This window comes from Acinetobacter sp. WCHAc010034 (genome assembly GCF_001696615.3).
GTDB lineage: Bacteria > Pseudomonadota > Gammaproteobacteria > Pseudomonadales > Moraxellaceae > Acinetobacter.
In genome coordinates this window covers 1,720,393-1,741,564 of the sequence record NZ_CP032279.1, presented here as the reverse complement: position 1 = coordinate 1,741,564, position 21,172 = coordinate 1,720,393, and the positions used below count along the sequence as shown (strand labels likewise).

General features: G+C 53.5%; 14 protein-coding genes. 9 read left to right on the top strand and 5 right to left on the bottom strand.

The window, feature by feature from the left end:
* The first annotated feature begins 13 nt into the window (after positions 1-13).
* Positions 14-1,408, top strand: coding sequence for a F0F1 ATP synthase subunit beta (gene atpD, locus BEN74_RS09965; RefSeq protein ID WP_004684425.1), 1,395 nt, complete (start codon positions 14-16; stop codon positions 1,406-1,408).
* A 26-nt stretch (positions 1,409-1,434) separates the two neighbouring features.
* Complete coding sequence (locus BEN74_RS09960; RefSeq protein WP_068907949.1) at positions 1,435-1,854, top strand: F0F1 ATP synthase subunit epsilon; 420 nt, start codon at positions 1,435-1,437, stop codon at positions 1,852-1,854.
* A gap of 310 nt (positions 1,855-2,164) precedes the next feature.
* Here the strand turns inward: BEN74_RS09960 and msuE are convergent, their stop codons facing one another.
* Positions 2,165-2,896, bottom strand: coding sequence for an FMN reductase (gene msuE, locus BEN74_RS09955; RefSeq protein WP_068907952.1), 732 nt, complete (start codon positions 2,894-2,896; stop codon positions 2,165-2,167).
* Positions 2,897-3,272: 376 nt separating this feature from the next.
* On the opposite strand from msuE, the gene BEN74_RS09950 reads away from it, so the two are divergent.
* On the top strand, positions 3,273-3,923 hold the full coding sequence (locus tag BEN74_RS09950) for a response regulator (protein ID WP_068907955.1): 651 nt from the start codon (positions 3,273-3,275) through the stop codon (positions 3,921-3,923).
* Between the two features lie 64 nt (positions 3,924-3,987).
* Here the strand turns inward: BEN74_RS09950 and BEN74_RS09945 are convergent, their stop codons facing one another.
* Together BEN74_RS09945 and BEN74_RS09940 are read right to left on the bottom strand one after the other, a co-directional pair.
* A complete protein-coding gene (locus tag BEN74_RS09945) occupies positions 3,988-4,755 on the bottom strand; it encodes a hypothetical protein (protein ID WP_068907957.1) in 768 nt (255 codons plus the stop codon).
* Between the two features lie 423 nt (positions 4,756-5,178).
* Positions 5,179-8,670 carry a PAS domain-containing hybrid sensor histidine kinase/response regulator gene (locus BEN74_RS09940; RefSeq protein ID WP_068908087.1) on the bottom strand — a complete coding sequence of 1,164 codons (3,492 nt, stop codon included), beginning with the start codon at positions 8,668-8,670 and terminating at the stop codon, positions 5,179-5,181.
* Positions 8,671-8,854: 184 nt separating this feature from the next.
* Between BEN74_RS09940 and BEN74_RS09935 the strand changes: the two genes are divergently transcribed.
* Positions 8,855-9,187: a DUF485 domain-containing protein gene (locus tag BEN74_RS09935; protein ID WP_068907960.1), complete on the top strand. Its 333-nt coding sequence runs from the start codon at positions 8,855-8,857 to the stop codon at positions 9,185-9,187.
* 1 nt (position 9,188) lies between these two features.
* Positions 9,189-10,904: a cation acetate symporter gene (locus BEN74_RS09930; protein WP_068907962.1), complete on the top strand. Its 1,716-nt coding sequence runs from the start codon at positions 9,189-9,191 to the stop codon at positions 10,902-10,904.
* Positions 10,905-10,988: 84 nt separating this feature from the next.
* On the opposite strand, the gene BEN74_RS09925 is transcribed toward BEN74_RS09930, so the two are convergent.
* Positions 10,989-11,369 (bottom strand): hypothetical protein, encoded by a 381-nt coding sequence (locus BEN74_RS09925; RefSeq protein WP_162898168.1) that lies wholly within the window; start codon positions 11,367-11,369, stop codon positions 10,989-10,991.
* 252 nt (positions 11,370-11,621) lie between these two features.
* On the opposite strand from BEN74_RS09925, the gene BEN74_RS09920 reads away from it, so the two are divergent.
* Together BEN74_RS09920 and BEN74_RS09915 are read left to right on the top strand one after the other, a co-directional pair.
* Positions 11,622-12,314 carry an ion channel gene (locus tag BEN74_RS09920; RefSeq protein WP_068907966.1) on the top strand — a complete coding sequence of 231 codons (693 nt, stop codon included), beginning with the start codon at positions 11,622-11,624 and terminating at the stop codon, positions 12,312-12,314.
* A gap of 169 nt (positions 12,315-12,483) precedes the next feature.
* Positions 12,484-14,454, top strand: coding sequence for a BCCT family transporter (locus tag BEN74_RS09915; RefSeq protein WP_068907969.1), 1,971 nt, complete (start codon positions 12,484-12,486; stop codon positions 14,452-14,454).
* 72 nt (positions 14,455-14,526) lie between these two features.
* Here BEN74_RS09915 and omp33-36 read toward each other — a convergent pair whose 3' ends face one another.
* Positions 14,527-15,411 (bottom strand): porin Omp33-36, encoded by an 885-nt coding sequence (gene omp33-36 / locus BEN74_RS09910; protein WP_068908089.1) that lies wholly within the window; start codon positions 15,409-15,411, stop codon positions 14,527-14,529.
* 1,230 nt (positions 15,412-16,641) lie between these two features.
* On the opposite strand from omp33-36, the gene BEN74_RS09905 reads away from it, so the two are divergent.
* Complete coding sequence (locus tag BEN74_RS09905; protein WP_068907972.1) at positions 16,642-18,345, top strand: GGDEF domain-containing protein; 1,704 nt, start codon at positions 16,642-16,644, stop codon at positions 18,343-18,345.
* 233 nt (positions 18,346-18,578) lie between these two features.
* Complete coding sequence (locus BEN74_RS09900; RefSeq protein ID WP_068907975.1) at positions 18,579-20,990, top strand: YgiQ family radical SAM protein; 2,412 nt, start codon at positions 18,579-18,581, stop codon at positions 20,988-20,990.
* Positions 20,991-21,172: the final 182 nt, after the last annotated feature.

The following is a 21,172-nucleotide window of genomic DNA, read 5'->3' as shown; positions in this document are numbered from 1 at the left end:
TGAGGAGACAGCAATGAGTAGCGGTCGTATCATTCAGATCATCGGCGCGGTTATCGACGTCGAGTTTGAACGTAACAGCGTTCCTAAGATCTATGACGCTCTCCACGTTGATGGCACTGAAACTACATTAGAAGTTCAGCAACAACTTGGTGATGGCGTAGTTCGTACTATTGCAATGGGTTCTACTGAAGGCCTTAAGCGCGGTTTGAACGTAACGAATACTAACGCACCAATCTCTGTACCAGTAGGTACAGCGACTCTTGGCCGCATCATGGACGTTTTAGGCCGTCCTATCGATGAAGCTGGTCCAGTTGCGACTGAAGCGCGTTTGCCGATTCACCGTCAAGCGCCTTCTTATGCTGAACAAGCAGCTTCTACTGACCTTTTAGAAACTGGTATTAAAGTCATCGACTTACTATGCCCGTTCGCTAAAGGCGGTAAAGTTGGCCTGTTCGGTGGTGCCGGTGTTGGTAAAACTGTAAACATGATGGAGTTGATCAACAACATCGCTAAAGCGCACTCAGGTTTATCTGTATTCGCTGGTGTTGGTGAGCGTACCCGTGAAGGTAACGACTTCTATCACGAGATGAAAGACTCAAACGTTCTAGACAAAGTAGCAATGGTCTACGGTCAGATGAACGAGCCGCCGGGTAACCGTTTACGCGTAGCGTTGACTGGTTTGACGATGGCTGAGTACTTCCGTGACGAGAAAGACGAAAACGGCAAAGGCCGTGACGTACTGTTGTTCGTAGACAACATCTACCGTTATACACTGGCAGGTACTGAAGTATCAGCGCTTCTAGGCCGTATGCCGTCTGCTGTAGGCTACCAGCCTACGCTTGCAGAAGAGATGGGTGTTCTTCAGGAACGTATTACATCGACTAAGTCTGGTTCGATTACGTCTATCCAAGCGGTATACGTACCTGCCGATGACTTGACAGATCCATCGCCTGCAACAACATTTGCTCACTTGGACGCAACTGTAGTATTGAGCCGTGACATCGCATCTTCTGGTATTTACCCAGCGATCGATCCGCTTGACTCAACTTCACGTCAGCTGGATCCGCTTGTAGTAGGTGCTGAGCATTACGAAATCGCCCGTTCAGTTCAAAACGTTCTTCAGCGTTACAAAGAATTGAAAGACATTATCGCAATTCTTGGTATGGACGAATTGGCTGAAGAAGACAAGCTTACTGTATACCGTGCACGTAAGATCCAGCGTTTCTTCTCTCAACCGTTCCACGTAGCTGAAGTGTTTACTGGCGCGCCTGGTAAACTTGTACCGCTTAAAGAAACGATTCGTGGCTTTAAAGGTCTTTTAGCTGGTGAATACGACCACATCCCGGAACAAGCGTTCTACATGGTTGGCGGTATTGACGAAGTTATTGCTAAAGCTGAGAAACTTTAATTAGTTACCTAATTTAGGAGATTCTCATGTCGACTATGCAGTGTGATGTTGTAAGTGTCCAGGAGTCTTTGTACTCTGGCGCGGTAACGATGCTAATTGCTAAAGGTGCAGGCGGCGAGCTGGGCATTATGCCTGGCCACGCGCCGCTGGTAACTTTACTCAAGCCGGGCGCAATCCGCGTCCTGCTTGAAAACGGTACAGAAGAGTTGATCTATGTATCTGGTGGTGTTCTAGAAGTTCAGCCGCATGTTGTTACGGTTCTTGCTGATACAGCAGTCCGTGCAGAAAACTTGGATGAAGCTGCAATTATTGAAGCGCGTAAACACGCTGAACAATTGCTGGCCAATCAAAAGAGCGACTTGGACTCTGCTGCTGCGCTTGCTGCTCTTGCAGAAACTGCTGCACAGCTGGAAACCATCCGCAAAATCAAAAACCGCGCTCAGTAAGAGACGGTTCGAGATTGAAAAACCGCCCGAAAGGGCGGTTTTTTTATAGAAAAAATACAGGATTAAGGCAGCCTGATGCAGCTTTGCACTTCATCCGGGCAATAAAAAATCCCCCAAGCCGAGCCTTGAGGGAAAACAGCCGCTGCCTGCGTTATGGCTATTATGGTCTTTCGTGAAATCCGCTTAAATAAAAGCTTAGGCGGATTTGGCGGCGGCAGTACGGGCAGCACGCTGCTTTCAGTTTAATAATGCGCTCCGCAATCTTCTGGCTCAGCCGCGGCATATCCGCACCCTTTAGATGCGGCAGGGTTTACGCTACGTGGCTTTTCGGCTTGTTGTGATGCAGGCGCGCTTCGGCAGCGTTCAGGCTTGGCACCGCAGCCGATGGCAGCACTTCATCCTGCTCAATCTGCCTATTGATGCCCAGATTCTGGCTGGCCTGCTGCGATTTCTCTTTCACGGCTTCCGCACGCTGGCCTTTGGCCGGCGCCCATTCCACAATCGGCAGCGCGCGGGCCACCGCTAAGGTGATGCGGTCGCGGAGCAGCTGGCTGTGAATGCTGTATTCCGGAGTGAAGTCGCGGTCTGTGGCATATACACCAATCGGCAAGGTCTGCGCCTGAAAAAAGCTGAACAGCGGGCGCAGCTGATGCTCAAGCACCAAGGCATGGCGGTCGCTGCCGCCGGAAGCGGCCAGCAGCACCGGCACATCCGCCAGCGCAGTCTGCTCCACAAAGTCAAAAAAATGCTTGAATAATCCTGTAAATGACGCGCGGTAAACCGGCGTGCCGACAATCAGGGCATCGGCGGCTTCAACCGCGGCCAGGTCATCCTGCACGCGCTGCGGCAGCTGGCTGCGGTAAATGGCGCCGCCCAGCAGGGGGCCAATTTCGCTGAATTTGATGAAATGCACATGCACCGGCGTGGCTTCAGCCAGCTCGTCAATAATGGCCTGCACCAGCGCTTCGGTTTTTGAAGGGTGATTAAGTCCGCCTGAAACAGCAACGATATTCAGCGGCTTCTGCTGATTTGAAATAGACATTTTTACAACCTGAAATATGGGTTAAGGGGAATGCCTTGTATTAATCCCGAGCGCGCTGGCTGCTGTAAAATAAGCAAAATGCCGGAACTTATCTGTTTTTAAGCTATATGGAATTATGTGAAATATTGAATGCCTACTTGTATCTAATTGATTGAATTTTAAATTTATCTCAGATGCAGATAAGCTTGTTCCATCCGCAGCTAAAATTTATATGAAAAAGTGATTTGAATTGAACAATTGCAGAAAATCAGGGAAAGCCAATATTTTCTGCTGCAAAGCTGCAGATTAATTAAAAAATAGTTATAACTTGCATATCCTTAAGGCAGCATGTGTGGTTAAAATAGGGCCACTGTGCACAAGATCTTTCACGCTGCTTATGAATATATTAATCGTTGATGATCACCCGCTGTTCCGCCATGCTTTAATTCAAGCTGTCCGCTACAGCCTGCCGCAAGCCCAGATTAATGAAACGGCGGCGGTAAATGAGTTTTATGAACGCCTGGAAAATGGCCCGGAACCGGATCTTGTGCTGCTGGATTTAAACTTGCCGGGCGCATCGGGCTTTTCCGCACTGGTGCATGTGCGCGCGCAGTATCCGTCCTTGCCGATTATTGTGGTTTCCGCGCATGAAGAAACCTCGATTATTCAGCGCGCGATTGCGCACGGCGCGATGGGCTATATTCCGAAATCCGCGCATCCGAGCCATATCGGCGAAGCGATCCGCCAGGTGCTGGAAGGCGAGATCTGGCTGCCGCCGAATCTGCCGGCCAATGTCAGCTTTGACCCGCGGGCAGCCGATGAAACCGCGCTGGCGGAACGCATTCAGTCTCTGACGCCGCAGCAGTTCCGGGTATTGATGATGGTGGCTGAAGGCCTGCTGAACAAGCAGATTGCCTATGAGCTGGATGTTTCTGAAGCCACGATTAAAGCGCATGTCACGGCGATTTTCCGCAAGCTGGGCGTGCAGAACCGCACGCAGGCCGTGCTGGCGATTAATGCCTTGAATATTGAAGAAAAGAAAATGTAAGCTGCGCGCAGCGTTAAAAAAAGGCCTCATTTGAGGCCTTCTTTATGCGTTTTGTTTCTGCGGCTTAGGCGATGCAGTCCTGCTTAGGGGTTAAGTCTGTGCAGAACAGCGGGTTCAAGGCGCACTGCAGCTCATCAATCTGCTCTGCAGTGACATAGCCTTTGCGGGTGAGGTATTCCGCCACGCGGTCGTCGCGCAGGCTCAGGAAAGCGGCGTCATAGACGCCCAGATCGACAAACAGGGCGGCGGTTTCAAGGCTGTTGAAGCGGTCGAGGTAGACTTCATTGCCGTGCATCAGGAAAATATGATCCTGCGCCGATTCGGGGTCAATATCCAGGCGCTCCGCCAGTTCAAAAGGCGAGGTTTTAATAAACAGCAGATCCGACAGTTCATCAAACTGCGAGGTATCCAGCTGGTCTTGGCCGGTTTTGACTTTGCCCAGCCATGCCTTGAACACCAGTACCGCGCCGCCGCGCAGGAGCATGCTCCAGATTTGATGGCGCGCCGCCTCACTCAGGTTCTGAGCTTCCGCGTCCAGGCGGCTCAGCAGCTTTTCCTCCTGCTGCGCCAAGCGCTCAAACAGGCCCAGGCCATGCGGCTGATAGGCCGATGGGGCGAAAACATCAAATTCCAGTTCGTCAAAAACCTGCAGGGCGAGGGGCACGGCGCTTTGATACAGGGCGTCCAGCGCCTGCAGGTGGGTGTCATTCAGCCTGCTGTATTTAAAGGCGCTGGTCCAGTCAATATCCGGCAATAGGGCATTGGCGCCGTATTCGCGGTGAAATTGCTGGGTGCTGCTGGCGCCTTGCGGGACAGTTTCATAAATATTCATAATCAAACTCCGGTTGAGGCATTCAGATCAGCTTCGCTTCTCAAATGGAGCATGCGCTGTTAAAGCGGCGGGAAACTGACCGTTTCATGGCCTATTTTTAGGCTGAATTGGCGGTGAATAAAAATACGACTAAAGTTATAGCTTGCGGGTTTAATCATATTATTTTTATTAAAAACAATGTTTTTTTAATTTGTAACTAAGTATACGAATGTTCACTTAAACAATGGTCAGCTTTTGCCATAGGCAAAACGCATTTGATCTTTTTGGCCAACCCTTCAGCGCCTTATGGCGCTATTTCTGAGGCATTTTGCCTATGCGCCGGAATAAATGGCCAGCTGGAAAAATGCGGCAATTGGCCCGGCATAAAAAAAGCCCATTTCATGTGAATGAAATGGGCGGGTTTTAGGCGTTCTGCGCCGGATTTTAGCTGCCGGAGATTTTCAGCCCGGACAGCCAGGAGCGCAGCGAAGCCGGCTTCAGCGGCTTTTTCAGCAGCACAATATTCAGCTCCTTCAGGCGCTGCGGCAGTTCCGGATCGGAGTCTGCGGTAATTAGCGCCACCGGCACTTTTTCCTGGCGGCTGGCCAAAATAAAGTCCAGGCCGGCCTTGCCGTCATTCAGGTGCTGATCGACCAGCCAGACTTGTATGCTTTCCTGCTGAATCATCTGCAGCGCCTGTTCCGGTTCGGTGGCTTTGAACACCTGATAGCCCCATTTGCTCAGCAGGGTCGACATGCCTTCCAGAATGGTTTCATCATTGTCCAGGCACAAAATCTTATAGGCCTTGGCCTTCAGCGGCACCGCCTGCACCGGCGCAGCGGTGATTTTCGGCGCTTCGACGACCGGCACTTCAATCATGAAGCAGGAGCCTTTGCCCAGTTCCGAATAGACATGCACCGGATAGTCCAGCAGGCTGGTCATGCGCTGCACAATCGCCAAGCCGAGGCCGAGGCCCTGTTCGCCCCAAGGCGAGGTGTGGCCGCAGCGCTCGAATTCCTGAAACAGTTTGATGCGCTGCTCTTCGGCAACGCCCGGTCCGGTATCCCAGACCCCGATGCGGATATGATCCGGCTTGGCTGCGCAGCGCAGCACGCCGACAATCACCCGGCCGCGGGCGGTATAGCGCAGCGCATTGCTGACGAAGTTCTGAATGATGCGCCGGATCCACTGCGGGTCGGTGTCAATCCAGAACTGCGCGTCATGCACGCTGAATTTAATGCCGCGCTGAGCAGCGATGGATTTGAACTGCAGCTCCAGGTCGCTGAGCAGGTCATGCAGCGGATAAGACTGGCGCTTGGGCTGAATGGTGCCGCCTTCCAGGCGGGCGATATCCAGCAGGGCGGAGAGCATGCTTTCCGCGCCGTGCAGCGCGCGGTCCAGCTGCTGCAGGGTCTTGCGGTCTTCTTCACTCTGCACGCTCTGCTCCAGCGCGGTGCTGAACAGGCGGGCGGCATGCATCGGCTGCAGCAGGTCGTGGCTGGCGGCGGCGATGAAGCGGCTCTTGGACATATTGGCTTTATCGGCCGCTTCCCGCGCCAGCTGCTGCTCGGCCAAGGCATTGGCCAGCTGCTGGGTGCGGTCCTGCACGCGCGCTTCCAGCACGGCTTCATTTTCGCGGAAGGCGGTAATGTCGGCGAAGGTGGTGACGAAGCCGCCGCCTTCAATCGGGTTGCCGCGCATTTGAATCACCCGGCCGTCTTTGCGGATGCGTTCAAATTCATGCGAGCTGCCGACCTGCATCCAGTGGATGCGCTTGCGCACATGCTCTTCGACCGAACCCGGCCCGCATTCGCCGCGTTCGGCATTGTAGCGGATCAGGTCGGCAATCGGGCAGCCGACATAGACAATGTCTTTAGGATAGTCAAACAGCTTCAAATACTGATTGTTCCATGCCACCAGGCACATGTTTTCATCGACCACGCTGACGCCCTGCGTCATATGGTCAATCATGGTCATGATCAGGTTCTGGTTGAAGCGCTGCCATTGCGAGGCCTGATCCAGAATGTTGGCGACCTGGCCCAGCGCCAAGCCGTTATTGACCATTGCGGTGGTCAGCAGGGTGCGGGCGGAAGCCGCGCCGATGGTGCCGGCCAGATACTGCTCGGTAAAGCGCCACCACATGCCGTTGGCGCTGCTGTTTTCATTCAGGCTGACATTGTTCTGCATGCAGAACTGCTGGAAGGCGCGGGTGGCGGCGCCTTCGCCGGTAATGCGCTTGGCCAGCGTGATCAGGTCGCCGACTTTCAGGCGCGCAACGTCATGGTGCAGGTAGTTGATGTCGCTGGAGGTATTGTGCGACGGCAGCGGCTTGGTTTCATAGTAGAAAAAGCTTTCCGCCTGAATCTGCTCGGCAATGCTGGGGCGGAACACCCGCGAAATCCAGATGTACAGAATGATGTTCAGGCCCAGCGACCAGACCACGCCGTGGGTCAGGGGATCAAAGGACTCAAAGCCCAGCAGCGCTTCCGGGCGCAGCCAGCCAATGCCGAGCGGGCCGAAATCCAGCACGCTTTGCGTATAGGCCTTGAACTGATCCGGCAGGCTGCGCAGCACGGTCGGCAGCAGCAGGGTATAGGCCCACAGCGCGAAGCCGGTCAGCAGGCCGGCGTAGACGCCCTGCTTGCTGCCGCCGCGCCAGTACAGGCCGCCGATCAGCGCCGGAGAGAACTGCGCCACCGCGCTGAAGGCCAGCAGGCCGAAGACCGAAAGCTGGTCAATATCGTTGAAGAAGTGAAAGAACAGGAAGCCCAGCAGCATCACCGCCAGAATGCAGACGCGGCGGGTGAATTTCAGCACCAGCGGCAGGCGCTTGTCATGGCGCGACAGCAGGTTGCTGCGCCACAGCGCCGGCATGATCAGGTCGTTGCTGAGCATGATCGACAGGGCCACCGAAGACACCAGCAGCATGCCGGTGGATGCCGAGAAGCCGCCGAGGAAAGCCAGCAGGGTCAGCCAGTCCTGATTGTAGCTCAGCGGCAGCGACAGCACGGCGACATCGGGTATCGCCAGATACTGCGGCGCGGCGTGCAGAGCCCAGCTGGCAATCGGGATAATCGCCACAATGGTCAGAATCAGATAAACGGCGAACCAGCGCCGCGCGCCGCGGATATGCTTTTCATCGCGCAGCTCAACCACGGCCACATGGAACTGGCGCGGCAGGCAGATGATCGCCAGCGCGGCCAGCAGGGTCTGAATCCAGAAGCTTTCCGGCACGCCGAACAGCTGCACGTCATGGAAGGTTGAGCTGATGTCCGCGCTGATCTGGTGCAGGTTCTGCGGCGCTTCAAAGACAAAGAAAAACGCCACCGCCAGCAGCGCAAACAGTTTGACAAAGGACTCAAAGGCTACGGCCAGCATCAGGCCGCCGTGCTGTTCGGTGTTGGCGATTTGCCGCGTGCCGAACATCATTGCCAGTATCGCCAGAATGCCGGTGAGGAACAGCACGCCGTTGGTGGTGCCGGTAATGCCGGCGGCCGGATCGAGAATCACCGACGCGCTGAGCGCAATGGCGCGCAGCTGCAGCGCCAGATAGGGAATGATCGCAATTACCGCCAGAATGGTCACCAGCGAAGCCAGCGGGCCGCTCTTGCCGTAGCGGGCCGCCACAAAGTCGGCAATCGAGGAAATGGCGTGATGCTGGCGGACGCGCCCCAGGCGGCGCCAGATGTCATAGCCGAGCGCGACAAACAGCAGCGGGCCGAGGTAAATTGGCAGGAAAATAATGCCTTCGCGCACGGCGGCCCCGGTGGCGCCGTAAAAGGTCCATGATGAGCAGTATACGCCCAGCGTCAGGCTGAACAGCAGCATGCGGCCGCGGGTGCTGAGCCGGCTGGCGTGCTTTTCGCCGAAAAAAGCGCAGATAAAGAGTAATGCGATATAGAGGGCCAGCACCCCCATGATAAGCCAGCTGTTCATAGTGCCCGCAGCAGTTGAATCTCCGGCCCATGATACCTTATCCGCCTGCATGCTGCCGGGGTTGATCAAAATTTAACGACCAAAGTCTAAATTACAAAACCCCTGCAAGATTGGTAACTTTAGGAACGAAATAATTCGAATTAAAAAATTGCGCCCACGGCTGGGTGTTAACAGGAGCAGGGTTATGGATGAAGCACAGGTAGATCGTATTCTACAGAATCCAAAATTTAAAGAAATGGTCAACAGAAAAAGCAGGCTGAGCTGGACATTGACAAGCGTCATGCTGATTGTCTATGTAGGCTTCATGCTTTTAGTCGGCTACAACAAAGAATTCTTAATGAGTTCATTCAGCGGCGGCGTGACCACCATCGGCATGCCATTAGGCTTGGGCATTATTGTATTGTCTTTCCTTTTATGCGGTGTTTATTCGTATATTGCAAACAATAAGCTTGATCCGCTGAATGAAGAAGCAATGCGCGAAGTTGAAGCGATTACTCAAGGAAAAGGACAGCACTAAGATGAAATGGAATTCATTGAAAGCGCAAGCGCTGGCAGCCCCGGCGCTGCTGATGTCAGGCATGGCGATGGCCGGCCCGGATTTAGGCGCAGCTGAACAGCAGGCCACCAACTGGCATGCGATCATCATGTTCGCAATTTTTGTGGGCCTGACGCTGTTTATCACCAAATGGGCTGCGCGCCAAACCACCAGCACGCAGGACTTCTATACTGCCGGCGGCGGCATTTCCGGCTTTCAGAACGGCTTGGCGATTGCCGGCGACTATATGTCGGCAGCGTCTTTCCTCGGCATTTCCGCACTGGTGTTCAGCTCAGGCTTTGATGGCCTGCTGTACTCGCTGGGCTTCATGGTCGGCTGGCCGATCGTGCTGTTCCTGGTGGCGGAACGCCTGCGCAACCTGGGCAAATACAACTTGTCTGACGTGGTTTCATTCCGCCTGGAAGAAAAGCCAGTGCGTACTCTGGCTGCGGTCAGTTCGCTGGTTGTAGTGGCATTCTATTTAATCGCGCAGATGGTTGGCGCAGGCCAGCTGATCAAGCTGCTGTTCGGCCTGAACTACAACATCGCGGTGGTGATTGTCGGCCTGCTGATGATGGCCTACGTGATCTTCGGCGGCATGCTGGCGACCACTTGGGTGCAGATCATCAAAGCGGTGATGCTGCTGTCCGGCGCAACTTTCATGGCTTTCATGGTAATGAAAGGCGTGGGCTTCAGCTTCACCAACATGTTTGAGCAGTCGATTCAGGTATTCTCTAAAGTGCATGATATCGGCCTGACTGAAGCGGCCAACATCATGGGCCCGGGCAAACTGGCGGCAAACCCGATTGACGCGATTTCTTTAGGCCTGGCATTGATGTTCGGTACTGCCGGCCTGCCGCACATCCTGATGCGTTTCTTCACCGTGAAAGACGCAAAAGAAGCGCGCAAATCTGTTGTGGTTGCAACCGGCTTCATCGGCTACTTCTACCTGCTGACTTTCATCATCGGTTTTGGCGCGATCCTTTACGTATCCAACAACCCGCAATTCATTGACGTTGCGAAAATGGCGGTTACCGGCAAGCTGGAACTGGTGGGCGGCAACAACATGGCTGCGGTTCACCTGTCTGACGCAGTGGGCGGCGACCTGTTCATGGGCTTCATTTCAGCAGTGGCATTCGCAACCATCCTTGCGGTTGTAGCGGGCCTGACGCTGTCTGGCGCATCTGCAATTTCGCATGACCTGTATGCCAACGTATTCAAGAAAGGCCAGACTACGCCTGAATCTGAACTGCGCATGTCTAAAATCGCAACTTTGGGCCTTGCTGTTTTCGCAATGATCCTGGGCATTCTGTTCGAGAAGCAGAACGTTGCCTTCATGGTTGGCTTGGCATTCTCTGTGGCTGCCTGCGCAAACTTCCCGGTGCTTGTACTGTCAATGTTCTGGAAAGGCTTAACCACCCGCGGCGCAGTAGTTGGCGGCGTAGTGGGCTTGGTGACTGCAGTAACATTGATTGTGCTTGCGAAAGCGGTTTGGGTGGATACATTGGGCATTTCTGAAACCCCGATTAACCCATTCAATGGCCCGGCGATCTTTGCAATGCCGTTGTCATTCTTCTGCTGCTGGTTATTCTCAGTAACAGACAGCTCTGCGCAGGCGCATGCTGAACGCAAAGCTTTCGATGCGCAGTTTGTACGCTCACAAACCGGCATCGGCATCTCCGGCGCATCAGATCACTGATCTGCCGATTAAGCTGAAACAGGAAAGCCCCGCAAGGGGCTTTTTTTATTGCCGGCGCTTTTTCCGGCTTCAGGCAGCGCTGCGCTACTGGCGGATAAAATGCTCGCCGTTGAGGGTCATTTTCCACTGGCCTTTGTCGCGGTAAGGCGCACGGTCAATGGCAAAGCGCTTTGACAGCTCGCCCTGGCCCTGGCCGATGCTGAAGCTTTGATCATCAAAGCTGCTGATATTGGCCTTGATGAAGACCGAAGCGCTGCTGCTGCCGGCTTCTCTGGCGCGGTGATGTGCAGCAGATTCTCTATGCGAATACAGCACTTCGCCGGAGGCTTTGATGATCAACTCGCTTTGCTCATTTTTCCATGCGCCGACATAGCTTTGACGGTTTTCCAGCAGGGGATCGGTTTGCGTGCAGGCGCTGATCAGCAGGGCGCAGAGCGGCGCAAGAAACAGCAGGCGGATATTCATGGGCGGACTCAAATGCGCAGGAATGATTTCCAATGTGCGCTTTTGCTGTGTAATTTACAGCAGGCTTTGCTTCAGATTTTGTAATTCATCCGTCCGGGCCTGCAAATTTATTCACCGCAGCGCGGCGCCTTCATGTTAAGTTAGAAGGAAGGAACAGCAAAAGCCGGCGCAGTTTCATGCGGCCCGCTTGGCTGATGAGGGGCTGCAATAAATACAGCAGCGCGGCTGCAGACAGCGCGCAGGAAGGGCGGCATGCAGGCATTCAGCGATTTTTGGACAGGCTTTAAGATGCTGCCGTCAGCGTGGCTGCTGCTGCTTCAGCTGCTGGTTCTGGTACTGACCGCTGTGCCGGATTCCAGCCTGACGTACCGCGCGCTGCTTTGGGTGCTGGGCGTGCTGGTACTGCTGCTGATCGCCAAAGTCATCCAGCAGACGCCGATGTTCACTATTTTAGGATTAAGCTTTGTCGGCGGCGCGGTCATTTTTTCCACCATGATGATTCTTGGCGCTGCCGACCCGCAGATTCAAATGATTGCGCACAGCTTTGAAGCGCTGGCGTATTTCAGCGCAGCCTACGGCCTGCTCCGCTACATGTTTGCAGACCGCTACCTAACCCGCGATGAGCTGTTTGCTGCCGGCGCGGTCTTCACTTTAATCGCCTGGGGCTTCGCCTTCCTTTACGGCGTGTGCCAGCTGATGTATCCCGGCAGCTTTTACAATCCGGCGGTTCCGGGGCAGCAGTCATGGCTGGATCTGCTGTTCCTGAGCTTCAGCCTGCAGTCGGCGACAGGGCTATCGGATCTGATGCCGGTCAGCCCGCCGGCGCGGGTTTTGGCGGTGCTGCAGATGTTCTGCGGCGTGATGTATCTGGCGGTGATTGTGTCCCGGTTGATTGCCCTGAATTACGTTGCGCATTTGCCCAAGCCGCAGGATAAAGAGCGCTGAGCCGTGTTACGATAAAGTAACATGAGCCTAACATATTTATTTTTATCATTAATTTAAAATACTGCTGAGTCTTTTCTATTTACTGAACTCGTCTTTTTGTTCACTCCGCGTGAATGCTTCCTGACCTCCGGGTCTGTCTGATAAACAAAATAATGAAGATGGGGTCTTTATGTCTTCCAAATCTGCATCTTGGTATTCCAATGTGAATCCAAGCGTGTTTCTAAGTACGGTCATGCTGATTGGCGTGTTTCTGGCCATTGTCATTCTGGCGCCGAACTCATTTGACCTGATTACCCAGCAGCTGAACCGCTGGGTGACCGACTCATTCAGCTGGTTTTATGTGCTGTCTGTGGCGATTTTCCTGATCCTGCTGATTTATATCGCCATCTCTGACATGGGTAAAATCAAGCTGGGGCCAGACCACAGCCTGCCGTCCTACAGCAACGCCTCATGGTTTGCCATGCTGTTTACCGCCGGCATGGGCATTGGCCTGATGTTCTTCGGGGTGGCGGAACCGGTGATGCACTATGTTTCGCCGCCTGCAGGCGAACCGGAAACTATTTCAGCTGCCCAGCAGGCCATGCGCGTCACCTTTTTCCACTGGGGCCTGCATGCCTGGGCCATTTACACCATAGTCGGCCTGGCGCTGGCTTATTTCGCTTACCGGCATCAGCTGCCGCTGAAAATCCGTTCGGCGCTGTATCCGCTGATCGGCAAGAAAATTCATGGCCCGATCGGCGATGCTGTCGACACCTTTGCCACCATCGGCACGGTGTTTGGCGTGGCCACCACGCTGGGTTTTGGCGTGACGCAAATCAACTCCGGCTTGAATTACCTGATCGGCATTGAGCAGTCGGCCCAGACCCAGGTTATTTTGATTATTGCGGTCAGCGCCATGGCCTCGCTGTCAATCTTCCTGGGCCTGGACAAAGGCATCAAGCGCCTGTCCGAATTGAACCTGATGCTGGCCCTGGCGCTGCTGCTGTTTGTATTCTTCGCCGGCCCCAGCATTTACCTGCTGCAGACCACTATTCAGAATGCCGGCCAGTACATCTCCAACTTATTCAGCATGACCTTCAACCTGTATGCCTATCAGCCGAATGGCTGGATTGGCGGCTGGACCATCATGTACTGGGCGTGGTGGATTTCATGGTCGCCATTTGTCGGCATGTTTATTGCGCTGGTCTCGGAAGGGCGCAGCATCCGCGAGTTTATTGTCGGCGTGCTGCTGATTCCATCGGGATTTACCCTGATCTGGATGGGCTTTATGGGCAATGCCGCATTGCACAGCATTCTGCATGAAGCCAATGCCGGCTTAGTGGCTGCGGTGCAGCGCGACTCTTCGGTGGCGCTGTTTGAATTTCTGCACGGGCTGCCGTTTTCCGGGGTGATGAGCCTGCTGGCCACTGTGCTGGTGATGCTGTTCTTTGTCACTTCGGCCGATTCCGGCGCGCTGGTTACCGATTACTTAAGCTCCAAGTCTGAAAATTCTCCGGTCTGGCAGCGCCTGTTCTGGACGGTGCTGATGGCGCTGCTGGCGATTGTGCTGCTGCTGGCAGGCGGCTTGGGCGCGCTGCAGTCTGCAACCATGCTCAGCGCCCTGCCGTTCACCCTGATTATGCTGCTGATTTGTTGGGGGCTGCTGAAAGCGCTGCGCCTGGATGTGGTGAAAATGCAGGCCCTGCAGGCGGCGCGCATTACGCCCAGGGCCATTCAGAATCCGCGCAGCTGGCAGCAGCGGCTGGGCCTGATTATGCATTATCCGCATTCAAAAGCCGAAGTGGAGCAGTTTATCCAGGAGCAGGTTTTAAGGGCTTTCCGCAGCATTCAGAAAGAATTTGAACGCCGTGAACTGACCGTTGAAATTATTGATCTGGATGAAGGCCTCAAGCTCCGGGTTGATCACCACAATGAAATTAACTTCATTTACCAGGTTATTGCGCGGGAAACCTTGCCGCCGAGCTTTATGGCGGATCTGCAGGCTAAGGGCGCGGAATACTACCAGGCCGAAGTGTTTTTAAAAGAAGGCGGGCAAAACTATGATGTGATGGAATGGACGCAGGAAGACCTGCTGCAGGACATTATTGACCAGTATGAGCGCCATCTGCATTTCTTAAATCTGGTGCGCCTGCCGGAGTAAATTTCAGCTGCGCAAGGCCATTAAAAAAGGACGCTTTTCAGCGTCCTTTTTTAAATCCGGCTGCTAAATGAATTAGAAGCGGAATTTAGCATTTAGGCCAACAGTTTCTGTATCGTATACAGAACCTTTTTCAGCATTGGCGTTTACATAAGAAGCGCCTACTGCAACAGCTGGAGTGATGAAGTAGTTGACATTCGCGCCCCAAGCTTTGTTTGGAGATTCTTTAAAGCTTGACTCCGCATAAGATGCGCCAACGCTTAACTGAGGGTTTACAAATAAATCAGTTTTCAAGCCGTAAGCTTTGTATTCAGCGAACAGCAGGTTGGTTTCAAAGCCAATAGCCATATTGGTGCCGTCAATCGCGCCTACATATTTGGTGCGCGCAGTAACTGCGTCTTGGTCACGGGCAATTGTATCTGATTCTAGGCCGGCTTTGACAACGCCGTTCGCCAGAATGTTGAAAGCGTCATAAGACACTTGGTTAGGCACGCTGGTGTAGCCGACTGCAACCAGGAAGTTAGGAACAACAACCGCGCCGACTTCAACTGCATAGCGGTCGCCGTGGTCATCTGCACGGTTATTTTTCTTGTCTGTAATTGTGTTGCTGTAAGACGCGCTGGCGTATACAGGAACAAATTTAGTCGGTACATAAGCTTCAGCTTTAGCGCCGATAGTGTGCGAAGTGAAGTTGGCATTGTTGTCTGCATCAACGTCATATTCGCCGTAGTTATAAGCTAAAGATGCGCTGGAAGCCTGGTTTAAGAAAGCTGCTTCAGCCAATGGGCCTTTAGATGCATCAACATTTTTAAAGTAGTAAGTACCCTGAACCGCGCCAGTGAAGTTTTTGTCATTTACAGTGTTGTCAATGAATTCTGACTGACCTTGTACTTCTACTTGGTACGCTTGTGCACCGGTCATGGCTAAAAGTAAAGCGGAGGCTAAACCGAGTTTTTTCATGATAAATACCAGTTCTATTGCAAATGGATTAAACATTGAGCATTGTATTGTAACATTTTATTAAGTCAATGATCTTAAAGGCGATTATTTTATAGATATGTAACAAGCTTATTTTTTGTTCAAATATTTACTGAAAGGTAAAAACTCTGTCAACCTGAAAAAAGTTGATTCATAACAATGACTCTCTGTGGGGCTTTTACTCAAAAAGCTGCAAATCCGCAGCCTGGAAGGGCGGATTGTTGATTGTAAAAAACAATTGATATGTGTTATTTGAGTTTAAATAACAATTATAGATTAAGTAATCTAAACGCAAAAACTGCGCTTTACTGTGCAGTTCCCTGAAAATAAGCCGAACCAGCTGTTTAAAAAAATGAAAATTGATTATAAAAAAGCCATTCTTTTTATTTTATTGCGGCTTTTTTTGCAAAAAATATGAAAAACTGTGATTCAGTTCAAAACATAGTAAATTAATATACTTTACTTATTCTGCAATAGTTCTCATAATCCAGTTATCAGATCAGGCGTATTTTGTGAACGCTGACTGGTTCTCCACAATTTTTGTTTTATCCGCCCAGCTTTCCCCAAGGTTGGGCTTTTTTTTGTCCGGAATTCGGCTGGACAGCGCTTCCTGCGGCTTGGAAAAAATGGCGCAAAATACGCACATTAATGGTGCGGTTTATCCTTGAGAATTCTGAGCTTAGCTGAATTTAGGCAAAAAAAATCCCGGTTTTTATGCAAAACCGGGATTTTCCTGCCAAAATTTGCGGGAAATCTAAAGTTTCTGCTGAGGAAAACTTTAGAATGCCCTAATGAGGTGCATTATGCACTGAATTGTGGCGTGTGTAAATATGTTCTTCGGCAGCTGTATGAAAAATAGTTCAATTTTTTGTATCTAAATGAAATATAAGGTAAAAAAATTATGTAGCGGCTAATGCCTTTTCTGGGGCAATTGCATATACTGAGCGCGGCAAGGGGGAGAGGCTATGGCAGGCTGATTTAACCGGCGCTTTGCTCCGCTGCATCTGCATCTGCATCTGCATCTGCATCTGCATCTGCGCAGGCGGAATCCGCCATGCATGATACCGGCTTTGAATTGGCGGTGCCGATCTGCATTTTTTAATGCAGGCGGCGCTTAGAAGAATTAAAAGATGCGTCAATGCCTGCGCTCCCGGCGCCAAGGCTGCGCCTTTGAGGCATGCATCAGTTTGAGTGTGGAGCGTAAAAAGAACCATGAATGCTTTGCGCTCTGAACAGCTCAGCAGGCGCCTATGGCTGGCGATGCTGGTCATCGTGCTGTCTGTGGCTCTGATTAGCTTGCCGCTGATTGCCGGCAGCTACCGCAGCTACCGGAGCAGCGCGGAAGCGCTGCAGGAAATTCAAAGCCTGAAAATGCTGGCGGAGCTGTCCAATAAAATTTCCAGAGAGCGCGCGCCGGCCAATAATGCCATGTCCAGCCCGCGGGCAGCGCTGCCGGAGCAGCTGCAGGCCTTGCGGGAATACCGCGCAGAAGTTGATCTGCAGATTCAGCGCACGGCAGAGGTGCTGAAGCGGAGCGGCTTTGCGCCTGCAGCGCTGGAGCTGGAGCGGAATCTCAAGCCGGCTCTGGCGTTTGGACGCCGGGCGGTCGATGGCTATATTGCCCTGCCTGATGAGCAGCGGCGGCCGCAGCAGCTGGATCAGGCGATTGCCTCAATGTTCATGGCCTGGGATAAAAGCCATGAGGTGCTGCAGCATGTGGTAAGCCGCTCCCAGGGCAAGGATACGGCCTTGTCCAATTACTATACCCTGATCCTGCTGTTGGCCGATTTGCGTGATCAGGCCGGAAGGACGGCGTCGAATATCATGGCGGCCGTGACCTTCAATGAGCCGGTGCCGGAGGAAAATCTGGCGCGCTTCATGCAGACCCAGCGCCAAACGCAGTATTTATGGCAGCTGGTCAATGTGGTGCAGCCGGAGCATGATAAAACGCCGCAGTTTCAGGCGCTGCACCGGCGGGTAAAAAGCGAGTTTCTGGATCAGGGCCTGCCGATTATTGCCGGCCTAGTGGATGAAAGCCTGAAGGGGCAGCCGTACAGTATGACCGGCCCGGAGCTGACGCAGGCGATTGTGGGCAAATTCAGCACCGTGGTGGCGCTGCAGGACTATATTCTGCAGTACAGCGTAGAGGCGGCGCAGCATGAGCAGCGGCAGGCGAAGAAAAATCTGGTATATGCCATTTTAATGGTGCTGGTTTCTTTGCTGGCGGTGGTGCTGACCATGATTTATGCCCGGAAATGGGTGTTTGAGCCTTTAATCGCCGCCCGCCGGCAGCTGTTTGAGCTGGCGCAGCTGGAGGACCGGCCGGCCGCGGAAAGCAGCCGGCACCGGCAGGGCTCCAGCATTTTTGACGCCATCAGCCGCCTGCAGAAAAAGCTGCAGCAGCGCGAAGCTTTGGAGTTCCAGCTGAAGCATATTGCGCATTCAGATTCATTAACCGGCATAGCCAACCGCTTTGCGCTGGATGAATACATTAAGCTTTTAGAAAAACAGCCCAGCCAGTTTAAGCAATCCTGCCTGATGATTATTGATATTGATAACTTTAAGCGGGTGAATGACAGCTGCGGGCATATCGTCGGCGATCAGGTGATTCAGGCGGTTGCGGAAAACCTGAAAAGCAGCGTGCGCGCGTCTGATTTGCTGGTGCGCTATGGCGGCGATGAATTTCTGGTGCTGATGGAAAACATCAGCCTGGAAACGGCATTGAAAATTGCGGAGAAAATCCGCAAGAGCGTTCTGGCGTCGGAGATTTTCCAGTGCGAAGAGCTGGCCGATGTGAATGTGTCAATCAGCGCGGGGGTCGCGGTTGGCGCGGCCAGCTGGATGGCGCTGCTGGCAAAAGCCGATGAGGCGCTGTTCAGGGCGAAGGCGAAAGGCAAGAATACGGTTTCGAGCTGATCCGGCCCGCCTGCTGAAGGGCGCTTTTGCGCGCCGCAGGCCGCTCAGCAATGCAAAAGGCTTGAAGCCTGCCCAGGCGCTTCAGCGCTGTATCCGCGCAAAGCCATTATGAATGCGCTGGACTTGCATAAATTATAGTCAAGCAAGATGAATGAAATTCATGTTAAAATGATCGGCTTTCATCTTAGGCCTGATATTCAGGCCTTTCATCTGCCAGCCGAGAATTGCTAGCCATGTCTACTGCTTATACCATGCAGACAGCGCCTAAAGCGCTGTTTGATTACGACAAATATTGGGCGTCATGTTTTGATCCTGCGCCATTTTTGCCGATGTCGCGTGAAGAAATGGATCAGCTCGGCTGGGACAGCTGCGACTTTATTTTGGTCTGCGGCGACGCCTATATCGATCATCCCTCATTCTGTTCAGGCATTATCGGCCGCACCCTGGAAGCGCAAGGCTTCCGCGTCGGCATTATCGCGCAGCCGGACTGGACCAATGCTGAAGCATTTCGCGCGCTGGGCAAGCCGAATATCGCCTGGGGTGTGACCGCGGGCAATATGGACTCGATGATCAACCGCTATACGGCTGACCGCAAAATCCGCTCGGATGACGCCTATTCTCCGGACAATGTGCCGAACAAGCGCCCGGACCGCGCGGCGACAGTATACTGCCAGCGCTGCCGCGAAGCCTTTCCGGATGTGCCGGTGCTGCTGGGCGGCATTGAAGCCTCGCTGCGCCGCATCGCGCATTATGACTACTGGTCAGACAAAGTCCGCCGTTCGGTGCTGATGGATTCCAAGGCTGATTTGCTGATGTACGGCAATGGCGAGCGCTCGATTGTTGAAGTCATGCACCGCCTGGCCAAAGGCCAGAAAATCCACGAAATTACCGATGTGCGGGGCACCGCATTCATCGTCAATAAAAACAACCGCGCCTCCAAAGCCAAATTTGTGGAAATCGCTTCCAATGATGTGGATGCCGTCGGGCGCGTCGACCCAATTATCAACCCTTATGTGATGACGGAAGATCTGGACGGCTGCGAAATTGAAAAAGACAAAGGCAATTCCTTAACCCAGTATCAGAATTTCCAGAAAGAACTGGTGGCCAACCCTATTGTCCGTGAAGGCGACAATCTGGATGCCGATACCCAGATTGTGCAGCTGCAGCCGGCCTCCAAAGCCATCAAGCATAAGCTGCCGCCGCGTGAGCTGGCGGTGATCCGCCTGCCGGCGTTTGAAGAGGTGGCTGCTGACCCGGTGCTGTATGCGCACGCCAACCGCATCCTGCATCTGGAAACCAATCCGGGCAATGCGCGTGCGCTGGTGCAGAAGCACGGCGAGCGCGATGTCTGGCTGAACGCGCCGCCGATTCCGCTGACTACGGAAGAAATGGACTATGTGTTTGACCTGCCGTATGCGCGCCTGCCGCATCCGGCTTATGGCGAAGCGCGCTTCCCGGCATTCGACATGATCAAGTTCTCGGTGAACATCATGCGCGGCTGCTTCGGCGGCTGCACCTTCTGCTCCATTACCGAACATGAAGGCCGGATTATTCAGAACCGTTCTGAAGATTCCATCCTGCGCGAAGTGGAAAAAATCCGCGATACCGCGCCGGGCTTTACCGGTATTATTTCAGACTTGGGCGGCCCGACGGCCAATATGTACCGCCTGCACTGCAAAGACCCTGAAATTGAAAAGAACTGCCGCAAGCCGTCCTGCGTCTATCCGGGCGTCTGCCAGAACCTGCATACCGACCATGCGCCATTGACCCAGCTGTACCGCAAGGCGCGCGCGATCAAGGGCATTAAAAAAATCTTGATCGGTTCCGGCCTGCGCTATGACCTGGCGGTGCTGAACCCCGAATATGTCAAAGAGCTGGTGCAGCACCATGTCGGCGGCTATTTGAAGATTGCCCCTGAGCATACCGAAAAAGGCCCGTTGTCCAAGATGATGAAGCCGGGCATCGGCACCTATGACCGCTTCAAGCAGATGTTTGAGCGCTTCAGCAAGGAAGCCGGCAAAGAGCAGTACCTGATTCCGTACTTCATCGCCGCGCATCCGGGCACCACCGACTACGACATGATGAATCTGGCGGTTTGGCTGAAGAAGAACGGCTTCCGCGCCGATCAGGTGCAGACCTTCTACCCGTCGCCGATGGCGACCGCAACCACCATGTACTACAGCGCTAAAAACCCGCTGGCGAAAGTGGCGCGCTATACGGAAAATGTCGATATCGTCAAAGGCGAAAAGCGCCGCCGCCTGCATAAGGCCTTCCTGCGCTATCATGATCCGAACAACTGGCCTTTGCTGCGCGAGGCGCTGAAAGACATGGGCCGCGCCGACCTGATCGGCAACTCGAAGCAGCACCTGATTCCGACCTATCAGCCTGCAGGCGCAGCCGAAGGCCAGTATCAGTCGGCGCGCAAGAAAAACTCCACGGTTGACGGCGATTCGCAAAAGCGGAATGGAGAGAGCCGCAATCAGCAAGCGAAAAATCAGTCCCGCCCATCCAACAGCAAGAAGCGCCCGGAGCGCGGCCAGCTGCTGACCCAGCATACCGGCCTGCCGCCGCGTGAAACCGGCGATAAAAAGCCGTTTGGCGGCGCCAAGCCGAAAGGCAAAGCCCGGCCGAAATCCCGCGCTTGACTGAAGCGGGATGATTGAAGAAGAAGGATGCGCAGGCATCCTTTTTTTTGCGCTGCGCGGCGTGAAGCGCCAATTTACATAAACTGCAGCAATTTAGGCGGCATTCAGGGACAGAATAATGCTAAAACAGTAACAGCTTATCGGAATTGGCTGACAGCGGTCAGAAACGGCCTTGCCAGCTT

Coding starts and splice junctions, on each gene's coding strand:
- msuE (WP_068907952.1), bottom strand. CDS start 2,896: ATGTCTATTTCAAATCAGCAGAAGCCGCTGAATATCGTTGCTGTTTCA.
- BEN74_RS09930 (WP_068907962.1), top strand. CDS start 9,189: ATGAAATGGAATTCATTGAAAGCGCAAGCGCTGGCAGCCCCGGCGCTG.
- BEN74_RS09900 (WP_068907975.1), top strand. CDS start 18,579: ATGTCTACTGCTTATACCATGCAGACAGCGCCTAAAGCGCTGTTTGAT.
- BEN74_RS09935 (WP_068907960.1), top strand. CDS start 8,855: ATGGATGAAGCACAGGTAGATCGTATTCTACAGAATCCAAAATTTAAA.
- omp33-36 (WP_068908089.1), bottom strand. CDS start 15,411: ATGAAAAAACTCGGTTTAGCCTCCGCTTTACTTTTAGCCATGACCGGT.
- BEN74_RS09920 (WP_068907966.1), top strand. CDS start 11,622: ATGCAGGCATTCAGCGATTTTTGGACAGGCTTTAAGATGCTGCCGTCA.
- BEN74_RS09905 (WP_068907972.1), top strand. CDS start 16,642: ATGAATGCTTTGCGCTCTGAACAGCTCAGCAGGCGCCTATGGCTGGCG.
- BEN74_RS09945 (WP_068907957.1), bottom strand. CDS start 4,755: ATGAATATTTATGAAACTGTCCCGCAAGGCGCCAGCAGCACCCAGCAA.
- BEN74_RS09940 (WP_068908087.1), bottom strand. CDS start 8,670: ATGAACAGCTGGCTTATCATGGGGGTGCTGGCCCTCTATATCGCATTA.
- BEN74_RS09915 (WP_068907969.1), top strand. CDS start 12,484: ATGTCTTCCAAATCTGCATCTTGGTATTCCAATGTGAATCCAAGCGTG.
- BEN74_RS09950 (WP_068907955.1), top strand. CDS start 3,273: ATGAATATATTAATCGTTGATGATCACCCGCTGTTCCGCCATGCTTTA.
- BEN74_RS09925 (WP_162898168.1), bottom strand. CDS start 11,369: ATGAATATCCGCCTGCTGTTTCTTGCGCCGCTCTGCGCCCTGCTGATC.
- BEN74_RS09960 (WP_068907949.1), top strand. CDS start 1,435: ATGTCGACTATGCAGTGTGATGTTGTAAGTGTCCAGGAGTCTTTGTAC.
- atpD (WP_004684425.1), top strand. CDS start 14: ATGAGTAGCGGTCGTATCATTCAGATCATCGGCGCGGTTATCGACGTC.